General features: G+C 51.4%; 7 protein-coding genes. 4 read left to right on the forward strand and 3 right to left on the reverse strand.

Annotated elements, in window-relative coordinates; all coding sequences use genetic code 11:
• Positions 1 to 347 precede the first annotated feature (347 nt).
• The 3 genes from HY774_19035 to HY774_19045 form a co-directional block, all read right to left on the reverse strand.
• Complete coding sequence (locus tag HY774_19035; GenBank protein MBI4750584.1) at positions 348 to 1409, reverse strand: carboxypeptidase regulatory-like domain-containing protein; 1062 nt, start codon at positions 1407 to 1409, stop codon at positions 348 to 350.
• A 372-nt stretch (positions 1410 to 1781) separates the two neighbouring features.
• Entirely contained in the window at positions 1782 to 4928 is a 3147-nt protein-coding gene (locus HY774_19040) for a TonB-dependent receptor (protein ID MBI4750585.1), read from the reverse strand.
• 962 nt (positions 4929 to 5890) lie between these two features.
• The gene (locus tag HY774_19045; GenBank protein MBI4750586.1) at positions 5891 to 9037 is read right to left on the reverse strand and encodes a TonB-dependent receptor; all 3147 of its coding nucleotides are present in this window, start codon (positions 9035 to 9037) and stop codon (positions 5891 to 5893) included.
• A gap of 391 nt (positions 9038 to 9428) precedes the next feature.
• Between HY774_19045 and HY774_19050 the strand changes: the two genes are divergently transcribed.
• The 4 genes from HY774_19050 (at position 9429) to HY774_19065 (ending at position 18336) form a co-directional block, all read left to right on the forward strand.
• The gene (locus HY774_19050; protein MBI4750587.1) at positions 9429 to 13133 is read left to right on the forward strand and encodes a response regulator; all 3705 of its coding nucleotides are present in this window, start codon (positions 9429 to 9431) and stop codon (positions 13131 to 13133) included.
• Between the two features lie 32 nt (positions 13134 to 13165).
• Positions 13166 to 13846, forward strand: a complete 681-nt coding sequence (locus HY774_19055; protein ID MBI4750588.1) for a hypothetical protein — start codon at positions 13166 to 13168, stop codon at positions 13844 to 13846.
• Between the two features lie 353 nt (positions 13847 to 14199).
• Positions 14200 to 17613 (forward strand): NgoFVII family restriction endonuclease, encoded by a 3414-nt coding sequence (locus tag HY774_19060; GenBank protein ID MBI4750589.1) that lies wholly within the window; start codon positions 14200 to 14202, stop codon positions 17611 to 17613.
• Positions 17614 to 17754: 141 nt separating this feature from the next.
• Positions 17755 to 18336 carry a transposase gene (locus tag HY774_19065; protein ID MBI4750590.1) on the forward strand — a complete coding sequence of 194 codons (582 nt, stop codon included), beginning with the start codon at positions 17755 to 17757 and terminating at the stop codon, positions 18334 to 18336.
• The last annotated feature ends 81 nt before the right edge of the window (positions 18337 to 18417 follow it).

Consider the following 18417-nt stretch of genomic DNA (forward strand, 5'->3'; position numbering starts at 1 on the left):
AGTCAGTAGTCAGTAGTCAGTAGTCAGTAGTCAGTAGTCAGTAGTCAGTAGTCAGTAGTCAGTAGTCAGTAGTCAGTAGTCAGTAGTCAGTAGTCAGTAGTCAGTAGTCGAGTGTTGGGATTTGAGGACTTGTGTCAAGTGGATTTGGTTCTATTTGAGTCAGTTAGGAACAATTCTTTTTAAGAATTCCATGGATTCAGCTATCCGGGTTTTATCTACTGACCACTGACTACAAAAAAATGGAAAGCGGGATGGCACACCGTATGTGCCATCCCGCTTTTTTGTCACCCTGTCACCCTGTCACCTTGTCACCTGTCACCTTGTCACCTTGTCACCCACTCACCCTGTCACTTTGTCACTTTGTCATTAGCCGCGGCTTTCTGACGGAGTTGCTCGATGACCTTCTTCATTTTTTCGCGCTGTTCTTTCTGAGCAGCATCGGCAGGAATTGATTGCAAATAGGCTTCGAGCGCGTCGGCTGCTTCGCGATTCTGACTGCGCTTGCTGTAAATGGTGGCCAGATAGAGGTACGCCTGTGGAATATCTTTCCCGGCAACGTGAATCACTTTTTGAAAGGCATTTATCGCATCCGGGAATGTCGCTTCGGATTGTGCCAGCACCATCCCGAGCCGCATATTCACATTGGGGGAAGTCGGGTTGAGTTCAGCCGCCTTTCTCAGTGCCAGCATGCCCTCTTTCTGGTGCTTGAGTTCAACACAGGCCACACCGAGCGAATAAAACCCATGCCAGCCTGAGTCATTAATCCCCACCGCCTTGACCAGCAACGGAAGCGCCGCCGGATAGTCCCCGGCATCAACATAGGTGCTCCCCAGCAATTCCAGGGCATCGTAATATTCAGGAAAGATTTCCAGTGCCTTTTTCAAAGCAGCGATTCCGGGCTCAACGTCTTTCTTTTCAAAGGATTTGGTGGCCTTTTTATATTCCTTGCGGGCGTTTTCCGGCACGTCTTGATAAAACACGCTGGTATCACCTTTGGCTGGGAGCCGCTCACTTGAACTGACAGGATTTTTTCTGAGACGCAGATTCACATCAAAGGTAAAGACTTCGCCACCGGTACCAAGTGTGTTCACCGGGTTGACTTCGATGCGGACGGTTTGGGCCTCAAAGTCCGTTCCCGCTGGTTCAATCTGCAAGTAATAGTTCCCCGCCGGCACATTGCCAAACCGATACCGCCCGGCACTGTCAGAATACCCCATGCCAACCTGTGAGTATCCATCATTGAGCAGAAACACCCGCACATTCTGCACCGGGCGATTGTCAGTCCCAGCCACGCGTCCCTGAACCGTATTCCGGCTCTGGATCAGTGCCGTTGCCGTTACACGAAATTGGGTTGTGGGAAACGCCATCTGCCCCACCATCAGTACAATTCCAAGCAGCCTGGATTTCATACACCTCACTCCTTTGAAAAAAAAATGCCCGCCTCGCACGAGTCGAGACGGGCATTATCATACAGTGCGCGGTCAGTTGATCATATGATCATTTTAGGTGCGCACAAACCCGGTTCTTTCGGCCTGATTCCTGGGAAATAGTTTCAATTGAACATTTTCCAGGAACAAAGAACCAGGTACGAAGCACAGGCAAAATTAAGAAAGTCCATCATTTGCGGATGCGCTTCTTTTCTTGGAATTGTGCGCGAGACTAACGCCGTCAGTTCAGGGAACTGAGCCTGGGGCGAAAGGCTTCTCAATCATTTGAATGTTTCACCCTCAACCCCACGCCCTCAGCCCTGAAACAGCGCGCCGTTTTTCTCGTGCTGATTCCTAGAACTGAATCCCAAAGGAAATACGCGCTTCGCGTGGATCCTGGAAGCCAATCGGTTGTTTGTAGCGTGGATCAAGCACCAGATTCTGTGAGCTGATGCGCTGTTTCACACCATCCGGCGTCGCAGACAGGTATTCGTTCAACGTCGCAAAGTTGACGTTTTGGCCTGGTCCCAAAATATTGACGAATTGGTCAACGATGTTGCGTTCGTCAAACAGGTTGAACACGTTGAACGAAAACTTAAAGCGGACACGTTCGCTCACATTGATGAAGTGTGACACCACCAGATCGGTCTGGGTGTACACTTCGGTCCGTCCAGCATCAGCACGACCAAAGGCAAACAGCGGCAGACCGCTGGAGCCTTCCACGGTTGAGGAAACAACGGTGGTGATTGGTGTGCCTTGATAGATGAACTGCGAACCACCGATTTCAGTGGACATGTTCTTTCCAAAACCTTTGTAGTCAAAGCGATAGGCGGCAAAGGTCTTGAATGTGTGTGGTCGGTCGGTCGCCAATCGGCCCAAAATCGGATCGCCATTGGCGTCAAAGTTCAACGCCGGGAGGTCAAAGTTTCGGTTGACGTTCGGGCTGGTTCGGCCAAGTCCATTGGTCACTTCGTCTGAGCTGGCCAGACCGGCATAGTTTCCATACAGCTTGCTGTAGATGTATGAGAAGTTGGCATACCAGTTCTTGGAAAAGCGCTTGTCAAGGCGCAGTTCAAGACCGGTGTATTCACGCACGGCTTTCGGGGTTGGTGGATCAAAGAAATCCACCGTGGCACCAAAGCCTGGGTTTCCAATCGTGTAGACTTCATTGCCGTCGGCATCGAGACCGCCGACGTCTTCAATCGCCCGCAGCACATCCTTGCGGGTAAAGCGGGCGCTAAAGAGCCAGTCTTTCGAGAAGTTGTAGTCCACCGCAAACGAAAACTCACGCATTTTGAACGGTTTGAGATCCGGATCAATCGTTGGTCGTGAACCGGGCAGCGTCACGTTGGACGGGAAGCGCAGGTCAATCGGCCCCAGGATGACATCGCCGGGCTGATTGGTCAGGTTAATGCCCCGATAGTCAGCCTGTTCCAGCTTGCGATAGGTGCGCAGGAATTTTTCACCACCGAATGAACCGCGTGGCAGTTCATATTTCATCGTGTCGTAGAAAATGCTGAAGCTTCCGGAAACTTTGACCTTTCCATCACCCAGCACATCCCACGCCGCACCGATACGCGGTGCAACTTTATCCCCCCACCCGAAGTCAATCGGACGTGTTCCAGTTCCCTGGGCCACATCCGCAGGAATATCCGGGTGGAAATCCGTGCGGATCGGGAACGACGGCAGGAATTCTTTTTCAAACCGGACACCCAGGTTGAACGTCAGGTTTTTGTTCAACTGCCAGGTATCCTGCACGAAAATTCCCTGGTTGCTGCTGGTCACATCACCCGTGCGGGCGAAATCATCGGCGATGTAATAGCCATATTCCCCTCGCTGACCAGCAAAGGTACGGCCAAAGAAGTACTGGAAGCGACCGCCAGAGAACCCGAATTCAACTTTGTTGCTGAGCCGGTTGATCTGATAGCCACCCTTGATGATGTGTTGTTGACCGCCGAATGATTTGACCCACGTCGCATCACCATAAAAGTTGGTGCGGCGGGTAATATCAAACTGGGTCAAACTGTTGGTTTCAACCACTGGCCGACCCGTCACGCGCGTGTCGCCAGCGCATTCCGGCTGAGTGCATGGCGCGTTGATAATCACCAACGGTGTGTTCGGCAAAATGTCGTAGGCACCACCTTTGTCGTTGAAATAGTTGTGACCCGTACGGGCACTCAGGATCAGGTTTGGCGTGAGGCTCCAGGTTACCCCGCCGGATACTTGCCAGGCTGGCGTATAGCCGCCCTGGAATGGGTACCGAGGGTTCAAAAAGACCGTATCGCTCGTCGTCTGGAAGCCCAGCAGGTTTGGCGGCCCTTCGGTTTTGATCGGGTTGTTTTGGAAGCTGCTGTAAATATTGATTTTGCTTGATGGCGCAAAATCAAGCCGCGCGATCAGATAATCACGCTTGGTGCGATAGTCCACCAGCCGGGTGTTGAGCGTCTGGATCGAAGTATCGCCAGCCGCCACCGGTTTAATCCGATCCAGCCGACGGGTCTGAATCTCGTACTGAGGGGCGTAGCCCAGGAAGAACCACAGACGGTCCTTAATCACCGGTCCGCCAATCGTAAAGTTCGGGTTGATCAGCCGGGTGCCGTCTTTGCCGCGTGGGTTGGCAAAATACTCGACGGTTTGCTGTCTCGGATCAAGCGGGTTTAACCGCTGGGTTGGGTTGTCTTCCGCCCGGAATGAATCAGAGGTGTATTCAAAGCGGCCTTCGCCGTGGAATTCGTTGGTGCCGCTCTTGGTAATCACGTTGACCACACCGCCGGTCGCACCGCCGTATTCGGCTTCGTACCCGGCGCTCTTGACCTGAACTTCTTTGACAAAGTCCAGCGGCGTGTTCTTTGAGCCACGCAGGCGGCCCTGGGTGATTTCGGTCACTTCGACACCATCCACCACAAACACGTTTTCAACGCCTGAAGCCCCGTCAATCTGGAACCCACCAGATTTATCTTCACTTCGAGTGCCTGGCGCAACTTCAAGCACGGAAGAGAAATTCAGCGTTTTGGGCAACAACTGAATTTGCATTTCACTGATGTTGACCGCCGTCTTGGATGAAGTCACGTCCACATAGGCCGCGTCGGCGGCAGTGACGTTCACGATTTCATCCTGACCACCAGCTTTCAGATCCAGGTTGACCTGGAGCGTTCGCCCCAGTTCGAGGTTCAAATCACTCACTTCATAGGTTGTAAACCCTGAAGCGGTCGCCGTGATGGTATAGGTTCCCGGCTGAAGATTGGTAAAAGTGTAATTTCCGGATGCGTCGGTCGTGGCCTCATACGTGCGCTGTGCGTTTTTGGCGGAGACCGTCGCCCCAGCCACCACAGCACCCGTTTGATCCCGAACAACCCCTTTGATACTGCCTGATACTTCCTGAGCACCGCCCGCAACCGCTGGTCCGGCATAGGCCAGCACCGGCTGCGATACCCCTGTCGGAGACAGGACAACGGCCAGAAATAACAGGGCGGAAAGCAATTGAGTCAGCTTTCGTCTCACGTTTTATTCCTCCCAGAATGCTTATCGTTATTTTGTTCTGTGATCGCCCATCATTGAGGCCCGCGTTTGAAGCAAGCACACTTCACGGCGTGAGAAGGTCCGATGCCATTGAATTCCTTTGCAGATTGAGGGGAGATGGACAGGTATATGCGAGCGAGTTGCCGTGAACTGATAAGGAGTGGCACTATTTTTGGCAGCACGTGGCGTTCCAAAATATTCAAAATTCTGAATACATCAGCTCAAACAACACCCTCAACGGTTAGAAACCTGCCATCCGTTGCACATAATTCTTCACTATTCTGACTCGCGGGAGAGGGCGGCAACAGGTACGATTCACTTTAAATTCAAAAATTTGGATAAACTTGGGATTCACATTTGAAAAATCATCTTATTTATTTTGACTTATCTGAAAAAAATATTTTATTCCAGTCAGTTGCCTGACAAAAATTCACCTGAATCCGTATCCAAAGATGGAAAGTCATCCAAAAATTTGAAATTTTTATCCAAAATTATAAATTTCTAATCTTCCGGTAATCCATTTTTTTGAATTACTCTCTTCGAAAGACAATCCATTTCGAGGCTCAGGGCCTGAGAGAACACAGGCTGACACGTCAAACCATTTTGGAATGATGTGGGCTGGAGGCTGTACGCTTTAAAAAAAAGGAAATTGATTGTCTTCCGTTGCTCTTATACCAATTTGTAGTGAAGTCCTCGTATTAGAAAATAGTCAAATAGTTCAATCAAATAAACTTAGTGAACTACTGACTACTGACTACAAACTGGTATTAAATGAGGTTTGGATCTGAGGATGGGCAGGATTTGGCGGTGCTGGTGGATTTGAACACTCCGGCGATAACACAACGCCCGGACTGAACGAGTAAGGTTCAGGGCTGGAAATAACTGAAATAACTGACTTTTCAGTTCCCAGCCCTTCGCCTTAAATCATTTTTCCTGATTCGTCCTTAAAACTGAATTCCGAAGGAAATACGGGCTTCACGTGGATTCTGGAAGCCAACAGCCTGGTTGTAGCGCGGATCAAGCACCAGATTCTGTGAACTGATGCGCTGTCTCACACCATCCGGGGTGGCTGACAGATATTCGGCCAGGGTTCTGAAATTGACATTCTGGCCGGGTCCTAAAATCTCCACGAACGGGTCAATCACATTGCGTTCATCAAACAAATTGAACACGTTGAACGAAAACTTAAAGCGCACACGTTCGCTCACGTTGATGAAGTGTGACACCACCAGATCGGTCTGGGTGAAGACTTCGGTTCGGCCAGCATCACCACGACCAAAGGCAAACAAGGGGAGGTCAGTGGAACCTTCCACGGTGGCTGAAACCAGGGTTGTGACTGGTGTGCCCTGGTAAATGAACTGCGAACCGCCGATTTCAGTGGACATGTTCTTTCCAAAACCTTTGTAGTCAAAGCGATAGGCGGCAAAGGTCTTGAACGTGTGCGGTCGGTCGGTCGCCAATCGGCCCAAAATTGGATCGCCATTGGCGTCAAAGTTCAACGCCGGGAGGTCAAAGTTTCGGTTGACGTTCGGGCTGGTTCGACCAAACCCGTTGAAAACTTCATCTGAACTGGCCAGACCGGAGTAGTTTCCATACAACTTGCTGTAGATGTATGAGAAGTTGGCATACCAGTTTTTCGAGAATCGCTTGTCAAGGCGCAGTTCAAGACCGGTGTATTCACGCACGGCTTTCGGGGTTGGCGGATCAAAGAAATCAACTGTCGCTCCAAAGCCTGGGTTGCCAATCGTGTAAACTTCATTGCCCTGGGCATCGAGACCGCCGACGTCTTCAATCGCCCGCAGCACATCCTTGCGAGTAAAGCGAGCGCTAAAGAGCCAGTCTTTCGAGAAGTTGTAGTCCACGGCAAACGAGAACTCACGCATTTTGAACGGTTTAAGGTCTGGATCAATCGTTGGGCGTGAACCGGGCAGCGTGACGTTTGACGGGAAGCGCAGGTCAATCGGCCCAAGGATGACATCACCGGGCTGGTTGGTCAGCGTGATCCCCCGATAGTCGGCCTGTTCCAGCTTGCGATAGGTACGCAGGAATTTATCACCACCAAATGAACTCCGTGGCAGTTCATACTTCATCGTGTCGTAGAAAATGCTGAAGCTTCCGGAAACCTTGACCGTTCCATCACCCAGCACATCCCACGCCGCGCCGATACGCGGTGCAATCTTGTCGCCCCAGCCAAAATCAATCGGACGGGTGCTGGTGCCTTGCGCAATATCCGGCGGAATATCCGGGTGGAAATCCGTGCGGATCGGGAATGACGGCAGGAATTCGTTTTCAAATCGGATCCCCAGGTTGAGTGTCAGATTTTTGTGTGCCTGCCAGGTATCCTGAATGAAGATTCCCTGATTGCTGCTGCTCACATTCCCCGTGGTCGCAAATTCATCCACAATGTAATACCCGTATTTTCCTCGTTTGCGAGCAAACGTCCGATCAAAGACATATCGGAAAACACCACCCGAAGCACTAAATTCAACATTGTTGCTAAGCCGGTTGATTTGATAGCCACCCTTGATGATGTGCTGTTGACCACCAAATGATTTGACCCACGTCGCATCGCCATAGAAGTTGGTGCGTCGGATGATGTCAAACTCGGTCAGACTGTTGGTATCTACGACTGGACGCCCCGTCACACGGGTATCCCCGGCGCATTCCGGCTGAGTACAGGGTGAGCTGATGATCACCAACGGCGTATTTGGCAGAATGTCATATGATCCGCCCTTGTTGTTGAAGTAGTTGTGACCAGCACGGGCACTCACAATCAGATTTGGCGTGAGGCTCCAGGTTGCGCCACCTGAGACCTGCCAGGCTGGTGTGTACCCACCCTGGAATGGATAGCGCGGATTCACAAAGACCGGGGAACTGGTCGTCTGAAAATCCAGCATATTGGCCGGTCCTTCGGTTTTGACCGGGTTGTTTTGGAAACTGGTAAAGACATTGATTTTGCTTGATGGCGCAAAGTCAAGCCGACCAATGAGATAGTCACGTTTGGCGCGATAATCCACCAACCGGGTGTTGAGCGTCTGAATGGCAGTATCACCGGTCGCCACCGGCTTGATCAGATCGAGCCGGCGAGTTTGGAGTTCATACTGCGGGGCGTAACCCAGGAAAAACCACAGCCGGTCTTTGATCACCGGTCCACCGAGCGTGAAAGTTGGATTGATCAGCCGGGTGCCGTCCTTACCACGCGGGTTGGCAAAGTACTCGACGGTTTGCTGTTGTGGATCAAGCGGGTTTAACCGTTGGGTTGGGTTGTCTTCCGCCCGAAATGAATCAGAGGTGTATTCAAAGCGACCTTCACCGTGGAATTCGTTGGTGCCGCTCTTGGTGACCACATTGACCACCCCGCCCGTCGCACCGCCGTATTCGGCCTCATACCCGGCACTCTTGACCTGAACTTCTTTGACAAAGTCCAGCGGCGTGTTCTTTGAGGTCGGCAGACTCCCTTCAATAATTTCGGTTACTTCCACGCCGTCCACCACAAACACGTTTTCAACGCCTGAAGCCCCGTCAATCTGGAACCCACCAGATTTATTTTCGCTCCGTGTACCCGGCGCCACTTCGAGGACTGACGAAAAATTCAGGGTTTTGGGCAGCACTCGAATCTGCATTTCATTGATGTTGACGGCTGTCTTGGATGAAGTCACGTCCACATAAGCCGCATCAGCCGCTGTCACGTTGATGATTTCATCCTGACCGCCAGCTTTGAGATCCAGGTTCACCTGGAGCGTTCGCCCCAGTTCGAGGTTCAAATCATTCACTTCATAAGTTGTAAAACCTGGGGCGGTTGCCGTAATGGTATAAATCCCTGGTTGAAGGTTGGTAAAGGTGTAATGTCCAGATGCGTCAGTCGTTGCTTCATAGGAACGCTGTGCGTTTTTGGCGGTAAGGGTTGCCCCAGCCACAATGGCACTGGTTTGATCTCGAACAACCCCTTTGATACTGCCCGTTACTTCCTGAATACCGCCCGCGATGATGGGTCCGGTAGAGGCCAATACTGGCTGTGACAGCCCTGTTGAAGACAGGGCTATCGCCAGAAAGAACAGTGCGGAAAGCAATTGAATCAGCTTTCGTTTCACGTTGTATTTCTCCCAGAATGCGTAGTTTTTTCTCTTCTGTGATCGCCCATCACGGTGCCGTGCCCATAACACAAGCACACATCACAGCTTGAAGTGGTTCGATGCCACTGAGTTCTTTTTCAGAAGTGAAGGGAGATGGCAGAGAGGTGCGAACCGAATGCTGTGAACTGACAAGGAATGACACTGATGTGCTCAGGTGTCGCCCTCAATACTCCTGGTTCCTTCAAATTGGTTTTATTGATCACGAAAGAGAGCCGGTCGCCTCATTCACGTTCATCACACATCCATCGGCCTAACTTCCCAGATGTGCTATGATTTGCCGTCACCTCGTTGCACCTGCCTCTTTTGTTTCACGGTTCATTTCATTCCTGACTAGGCACTCTGAGGCGGTATGTCGCTTTGTAGCTCATCCTTTTTTCTCCGGCGAATGATCCACCGATACAGCATACTTGGGCTGGTCCTCCTGATATTGATATTGGGATGGGTGCAACCAGGGTTCGCGCTTGACCCAACCAAAATGCTGGCCCAGTACGGTTATGATGAATGGCAAGACGGTTTGCCGCAAAACACGGTTCATACCGTCGTGCAAACCCAGGATGGGTATCTATGGCTCGGCACCTATGAAGGACTGGTCCGGTTTGATGGGGCGCAGTTCAAAGTTTTTGACCGGAGCACTGTACCGCAAATCAAAAACAACAGCATTTGGGTGGTGCGTGAAAGCCCCGATGGAACGTTGTGGATTGGCACTTTAGGCGGTGGACTGCTGAGCTATCGCAATCATCAATTCGTGGGGTATGACATTGCTCAAGGGTTGCTCAGCAGTTTTGTCTATGCCCTCTGCCCAGGTCGTGATGGCGGGCTCTGGATTGGGACCAACCAGGGTCTGTGCAAGTTGTACCAGGGTCAGTTCAAGTCATATCCAGAACACAAAGAACTCGCCGGAAAACTGATTCGCTCGCTCTATGAAGACCAGGCTGGACGACTCTGGGTGGGCACCGATACCCAGGGGTTGATCTGCCTGGAGGCTGATCGAACCACAATATATTCAAGTGCTTCCGGCTTTCCAAATAATAGTATTTATGCCGTTCTGGAAGACCCCCAGGGCGGTCTATGGATTGGAACCAATGGTGGCGGACTCTGCTTTCTGCATGAAGGTCGCTGGACCGCCTACACCACTCGTGATGGCTTACCTGACAATTTGATTCGGTCACTCTATCAGGATCGCCACGGCGCCGTTTGGATCGGAACACTTGGGAATGGCGTTTGTCGTTTTTCTAACGGTCGGATTGAGACCTATACCGGATCGAGCTCACTGGCTCTGGATCAAGTCCGGACCATTTGTGAAGATCGCGAAGGGAACCTCTGGCTTGGAACCAATAATGGGCTGAAGCGGTTACGGGATGGGAAATTTATTACCTATACAACCTACCAGGGTCTGTCCAACAATTCAGCCAAAACCATTTTGGAAGATCGCTCCGGTCGAATCTGGATTGGTACGGATGGCGGCGGACTCAGTTATTTGAGCGGTGGAAAATTTTACACCTACACGACCAAAGACGGCCTGCCAAACAACTTCATCCGAAGCCTGGTCGAGGACCAGCAGGGAACGTTGTGGATCGGAACCAACGGCGCCGGGCTCTGTTCGCTCGTCAATGGCAAATTCCGGACCTATACCACTCAAGATGGGCTGTCCAACAACATCATCAATGCCCTGTATTGTGACCGCCAGGGAACACTTTGGGTTGGAACCATTGGCGGCGGAGTCAATGCCTTTCGAGATGGCAAATTCACGGCCTATACCACCGAAAATGGTCTGAGCGACAATCTGATTCGGGCCATTACCGAAGATCATCACGGAACAATTTGGGTTGGGACGGTCAACGGTGGCATTAACCTGCTGCGCACCGGCGGTATCTCCCATATCACGACCCAGGAAGGACTCAGCAGCAATAATATTTTTTCACTCTATGAAGATGCGCAGGGAGTAATGTGGGTCTGTGCCAGTGACAATCTTTCCCGGATCACAGGTGGAAAAATAACCAATCTTTCCCCAGCCGACGGTTTGTTTGAAGGAAACAAGTTTCATATTTTGGAAGACGATCAGCAGCGATTCTGGATCAGTTCGAACAAAGGAATTTTTTGTCTTTCCAAGACTGACTTGAACGAGGCCCTCAACCGTACCCGCACGTCACTTTCCTGGGACGCCTATGGCAAAGCGGATGGGATGGAATCCAGCCAATGTAATGGGGCCTCGCAACCAGCCGGCTGGAAAAGTCGGGATGGCAAGCTCTGGTTTCCCACGATCAAGGGTTTGGTTGAAATCAATCCGACTCGCATCCAACGCAATACCATCACGCCACCAGTGGTGATCGAACAGCTTCAGTTTGGTACTGGTCAACTGCCGCTCAACGCCTCACCGGAACTCTCCTGGGACAAAGAAACACTTGAAATTCGCTATGCCGGTCTTAGCTTTTTGGCCCCAGAGCGGGTCCGGTTTCGCTTTCGGCTTACAGGGTATAACCCAAACTGGATCGAAGCCGGCACCCGGCGGGTGGCCTATTACACCAGCCTGCCGCCCGGAAACTATACATTCCAGGTCATTGCCTGCAATAACGATGGGGTATGGAATACTGAAGGCGCCACCTATCGGTTTGTTGTCAAAACCCCACTTTCTCAAACCTGGTGGGCCTACCTGATCTATGCTACGGGATTGTTTGTGATTGGATATTTTGTCGTCAGGTATCGCACGGTTCAGCTCCAGCGCAGCAATGAATTGCTTGAAAGTCGGATCCGAGCCCGAACCCGTGAACTGGCCGAACTGGTCGAACATTTTAAAACCGCTGAACAAACCGCCCTGGCCTTGCGCGATAAAGCCATGACGTCTGAAGTAAAAGCACTCGAAGCCAGCCGGGCCAAAAGTATGTTCCTGGCCACCATGAGCCACGAAATCCGCACCCCCATGAATGGCATTATCGGCATGTCGTATCTGTTGCTTGATTCCAGGTTGACCAAAGAACAACAAGAGCAGGCCGAAACGATTCAAAATTCAGCCAATTCCCTGCTGACGATCCTCAATGACATTCTGGATTTTTCTAAAATCGAGGCTGGCAAGCTGGAATTTGAAGTGATTGAATTTGACCTGCGCAAACTGGTCAAGGATGTAACGGAACTTCTGGGAAAACTCGCCACCGATAAAGGTCTCACTGTAACCACCACCATTGCCCCGGATGTTCCAGCCCAGTGTAGCGGAGCACCAACCCGGATTCGCCAGGTTCTGACCAATCTGCTTGGCAATGCGGTGAAATTCACTGAACAGGGCACGGTGTCGCTCAACGTGAAGGTGGTTGAAAGAGATTCGGTTCAAACCACGCTCCGATTTGAAATTACGGATACCGGAATCGGGATTGACCCGGCAATTCAGCGCCACATTTTTGATCCTTTTTCGCAAGCGGACGAATCCATGACTCGTCGGTTTGGCGGTACGGGCCTGGGGCTGGCGATTTGCAAGCAACTGGTGGACATGATGGGCGGTGAAATCGGAGTTGAAAGCGCGCTTGGGCAAGGTGCCTGTTTCTGGTTTACAGTTCGACTGGCTTCACATTCAGTTCAAGAAAATCACCATCCGTTGAGTGCGCCCTCAACCGATCACACTCAACCCCCTCTGCCAACCCAACCGGCAACTTCAAAAAACCTTCCTTTGGAACAACCTGTCTTGCTGGTCGAAGATAACATCGTGAATCAAAAAGTCGTGTGCCGGCAACTTGAAAAACTTGGACTGAAAGTCACCATCGCCAATAATGGTAAGGAAGCGGTTGAAGCCACACGCCATACGGCATTTGCCTTAATCCTGATGGATTGCCATATGCCTGAAATGGACGGCTTTGAAGCCACCGCCAAAATCCGCCAGCAGGAAGGCCCTGACCGCCATATACCGATCATTGCCCTGACCGCCGGCGCGTTGCAGACCGATGCCGACAAATGTTATCAGGCCGGAATGGATGACTTTCTGGCCAAACCCTTTAAACCCGAAGAATTGCGCCACCTTCTTCAGCGCTGGCTGAACCCTTTGGAGTGCGGCGGTTTGACGCCGCTTTAGGTTTCCATACTCAAACAAAACGAGAACACAGTATGAAAAATAAAAGCGTCCCCTTCTCTATCGGCGATTGTGTCGTTGTCAAAAAAGGTGTCAAAGACCCGGATTCCGGTATCAACATGGGCGACTGGCAAGGCCGGGTGATCAAGATTCAAGAGACGAATCCTGAAGAAACCCTGCTGGTCATTGCCTGGGATAGCATTACGCTCCAAAACCTGCCGGCTTCTTACATCAAGGAAAGCGAAGAACAAGGGCTTGACTGGGCCGAAATGTGCCTGGGCCTGAAAGATGTCAAACCGGCTATCGCCCGCGATACGCCCAGGGACGTTGAGCGGATCGCCTCCGAAATCAACTCCAACGCCCACTGGTACGGTCTTGGTGACGAAGGGGCTCGAATTCAAGCGGTTCTTGCCGACGTTCATCCCAGAGATGAACGAGGCGCCCTGGATGCCTGGTATGAACACCTGGAAGAAAACCTGTCATTTCCCTTTGAAGCTGAAATCACCGAACCTCAGCGCGGGGGACAGCTCCGCTATGGTGATAAGGTCAAGGTCCTCGACATTCTTGACCAGGATGACATGTATGGAATTCTGGTGGCGGTCAAACGGGGTTCAGCGACTTATCACTTTCCGCTCTGTGATTTGACGGTGGTGGGAAAAGATTCTCCAACCAAACAACTGGTATCGGATTATGCCGTCTGGTTTGCCAATCGGTAGCGAAGTGACAAAGTGAATTGATTGAACAGTTTATCTTTTCCCAAACCTTAAACCCAGCCATTCTTTGTTTGAATGGTTTCTCGATTTCAACCCAAAAAGCTGGCAACCTGGAATACCTGGCGACTTCAATCAAGCGGGAAAAAGTTAAGAGTTCCGCCTTCAGGCGGGTTTTGTACCCCAAATTTGGTCTCAAAGGACACGGTGACCGCCTCAAGGCGGAACTCTTGACTTTTTCTTGATGGTTGAAGTGGTTGAGTCTTCTAAATTGGCATCGGCTTTGGTTCAGAATTGAGAAATCATTCAAATTGAGAATTGCTGCCTTAAACCCAATCCCAAATCCTAAATGATCTTGTATGCCACGAATTTTCGACAATATTGACCTGCCGTTTCTCCCAACCTTGAGCCAAACACTTCAAACTGCCATCCGGGCTGATTTCTGTGTGGGGTATTTTAATCTGCGTGGCTGGAAAGAAATTGACACCCACCTTGAGCACTGGGTGCCAGAGCAAGGACAACAATGTCGCGTGCTGGTTGGGATGCAGCGGCCTGGGCAGGATGAACTTCGGCTGGCACTCAGCCTGACCAGACATGAAGAAGAGGTTGATAATGAGACCGCCGTAAAACTCAAGAAACGATTGGCTGAGGAGTTTCGCGAGCAACTGCTGATTGGGGCGCCGACCAATCAGGATGAAGCGGCGTTACGGCGGCTCTCAAGCCAGATCAAAGCCAGAAAAGTCATCGTCAAATTGTTTTTGCGGCACACGCTCCATGCCAAACTCTACCTTGTGTTTCAGCAAAATTTGAATATTCCGATTGTTGGGTTTCTCGGAAGTAGCAACCTCACCCTGGCTGGGCTTTCCCATCAGGGTGAACTCAACATTGATGTGCTCGACGGTGATGCCTGTCAGAAATTGGCGCGGTGGTTTGAAGATCGCTGGAATGACCGGCTCTGTCTCGATATTTCGAAGGAACTGGTCCAGATCATTGATGAAAGCTGGGCAAGGGAAACAATTCTCCCTCCTTATTATATTTACCTCAAAATGGCGTACCATCTGGCCCAGGAAGCCCGAACCGGGCTGGCGGAATTTCAGATTCCGTCGGAGTTTCGAAACACGCTGTTTGAATTTCAAAAGGCAGCCGTGAAGATCGCGGCGCATCACCTCAACAAACGAAACGGTGTCCTGATTGGTGATGTGGTTGGGCTTGGAAAAACGCTGATGGCCACGGCGCTGGTACGGATCTTTGAAAATGATTTCGACCTGGAAGCCCTTATCATTTGTCCGAAAAACCTGGTGAAAATGTGGGAAGCACACCGCGAACGGTATGGCTTGCGCGGGAAGGTCCTCTCGTTAACCCGTGTGACGGCAGAGTTACCGGCGTTGCGTCGGTATCGCCTGGTCGTGATTGACGAAAGTCATAACCTGCGGAATAAGGAAGGGAAACGCTATAAAGCACTTCTAGACTACCTCCGAAAAAATGAAAGCAAGTGCGTGTTGCTTTCGGCGACGCCTTACAACAAAACCTATCTCGATCTGGCAGCCCAGCTTGGGTTGTTTATTCCGGAAGATAAAAATCTTGGGGTCCGGCCTGAAAACCTGCTGCGCGAAATTGGATTGACGGAATTTGAACGGCGCCACCAGTGCCCGGTTCATTCGCTGGCTGCCTTTGAAGCAAGTGAACATCCCGATGACTGGCGGGAACTGATGCGTCTCTTTCTGGTCAGACGGACTCGCAGCTTTATCCAAAACAACTATGCCCAGACCGATGCTGAATCTGGGCGCAGATACCTGACTTTTGAAGATGGCAGCCGCTCTTACTTCCCGAACCGGCTTCCGAAAACCGTCAAATTCACGATTGATGACAGTGACCCAAATGACCAGTATGCCCGTCTCTATGCTGATCAAATCGTTAAAATCCTGGATAAATTGACTTTACCGCGCTATGGGCTTGGAAATTATGTTTCAGCAAAGCCCCATACTCCACCAACCCAGCTTGAAGCGAAACAGCTCAAGGATTTATCCCGTGCTGGAAAACGGCTGATGGGGTTTTGCCGAACCAACCTGTTTAAGCGACTGGAAAGCAATGGTCAGGCATTTATCCAGTCACTCGAACGGCATATTCTGCGCAACTTCATCTTTTTGCACGCGATTGAGACGGACCAACCACTGCCAATTGGAGCACAAGGAGCAGAACTGCTTGATACACAGGTGACGGATGCCGATGCGGACGACATCATTTTTACATCCGATATGTTTGAAGATGACGGCGAATCTTCCGACACAGCGCCATCACCACCGGCCAATCGGTTGCAAAGGTTGGAGGATTACCAACAACGCGCGGCTGAAGTCTATGCCCTGTACACCACCGAATATCGGCGGCGGTTCAAGTGGCTTTCGCCCCGGTTCTTCACCAAATCGCTGGCCAAAGACCTGAAGGCTGACGCGATTGCCCTGCACGGAATCCTCAATCAATGTGGCGACTGGGCACCAGATCGCGATGCCAAACTGGATGCCTTATTCAAATTGCTCACCGAACAACACGCCGGTGAAAAAGTCCTGGTCTTTACCCAGTTTGCCGATACGGTTCGGTACCTGGAGGAGCAACTCCAGTCTCGATTTCGACAAAATGGCCTGAATCCAACCAAAATTTCCGGCGTGACCGGAGATTCGGCTGACCCAACCGGCCTTGCCTGGCGATTTTCACCAGCGAGCAACCAGAAACGGGAGCAAATTCCACCTGAGCGCGAACTCCAGGTGCTGGTGGCAACTGATGTCTTGAGCGAAGGCCAAAATCTTCAAGATGCGTGGGTTATCGTCAATTATGACCTGCCCTGGGCGATCATTCGACTGATCCAGCGGGCCGGACGCGTGGACCGTATCGGCCAACAATCTGACCGCATTCTTTGTTATTCATTTTTACCGGCGGAAGGCGTCGAACGCATCATTGGCTTGCGGAAACGCATTGTCCACCGGCTCAGAGAAAATGCGGAAGTGGTCGGAACTGACGAAGTCTTTTTTGAAGATGATCGCGGGGAGAACATCCTGCTCAACCTGTACCACGAAAACGCCGGTATTTTGGACACCGATGACGACACCGAAATTGACCTGGTTTCTTATGCTTACCAGATTTGGAAAAACGCGATTGCCGCCAATCCAGGTCTGCAAAGCACGATTACCGGGCTGGGCAATGTCGTCTTTTCGACCAAAGCCCATCAGCCATCACCACGATCACCAGAGGGTGTATTGCTCTACCTCCGCACACCCGAAGGCAACGACGCCCTGGCCTGGGTTGACCAGAATGGCCACAGCGTCACCGAATCGCAATTTGCTATTTTGCGCGCCGCTGATTGCACGATTGAGACCCCAGCGTTGCCACGACTGGAGAAGCATCACGAACTGGTTCAGGCTGGCGTGACCCACATCGCGGCTGAAGAAAAACGCATCGGCGGACAGTTGGGCCGTCCGACAAGCGCCCGGTATCGGACCTATGAGCGGCTCAAACACTATGCCGAATCACTACGCGGAACGCTTTTTGAATCAAAAGACTTGCTCAAAGTGTTGGAAGATATTTATCGTTATCCGCTTCGCCAGTCAGCTAGTGAAACCCTCAACCGTCAAATCCGAAGCGGCATCTCTGACCCAACCCTGGCCGAACTGGCAATCGCCCTCCGCGATGAAGACCAGTTGTGCATTATCCACGACGAAGACCAGACCCAGGAACCACGGATTATTTGTTCGTTGGGGTTATCTGGGCAGGTAGAAACGTAGGGGCGGATCAATTGGGGCGGACACGCAGGTCTGCCCGTACATCCGCCCTGGATTTTATAAATGGGGCGGATCAATTGGGGCGGACACGCAGGTCCGCCCCTACGATCCGCCCGCTATACCAAAATAAAATGGTGGAACGATATGGTTTACAATTCTGAAAAACACCATCGCCGGTCCATTCGATTGAAAGGGTATGATTATTCCCAGGCAGGTGCCTATTTCGTCACCATCTGCGTTCAAAACCGATTGCATTTGTTTGGAAATATTGAAGATGGGGTAATGAATTTGAATCCGGCGGGCCAGATGGTCGAACGATGGTGGCAGGAATTACCACACAAATTTCCAACCCTGGAAATTGATGAATATGTAGTGATGCCAAATCATTTCCACGCCATTATCGTCATTGACGACCAACCACCCGGTTCCCATCAGGAGGGCGGTTCCCATCAGGAGGGCGGACACGTAGGTCCGCCCCTACCCCGCCCTTCTGATGGGAATCGCCCGAATTTTACCGTCGGAACAATCGTGCAATGGTTCAAAACCATGACGACCAACGAATACATCCGCCACGTCAAACAAGACCGGTGGACGCCATTCCCCGGAAAATTATGGCAACGTGATTATTTCGAGCATATTGTCCGCAATCAGGAATCCCTCAATCGAATCCGCGCCTATATTGCGTCAAACCCGGCAACCTGGGACCAGGATCGGGAAAACCGGTAATGGGCGGATGTTGGGGCGGACCTGCGTGTCCGCCCTGTCCGCCCTGTCCGCCCTGTCCGCCCTGTCCGCCCTGTCCGCCCT

This window comes from Acidobacteriota bacterium, assembly GCA_016208495.1.
Taxonomy (GTDB): Bacteria; Acidobacteriota; Blastocatellia; order Chloracidobacteriales; family Chloracidobacteriaceae; genus JACQXX01.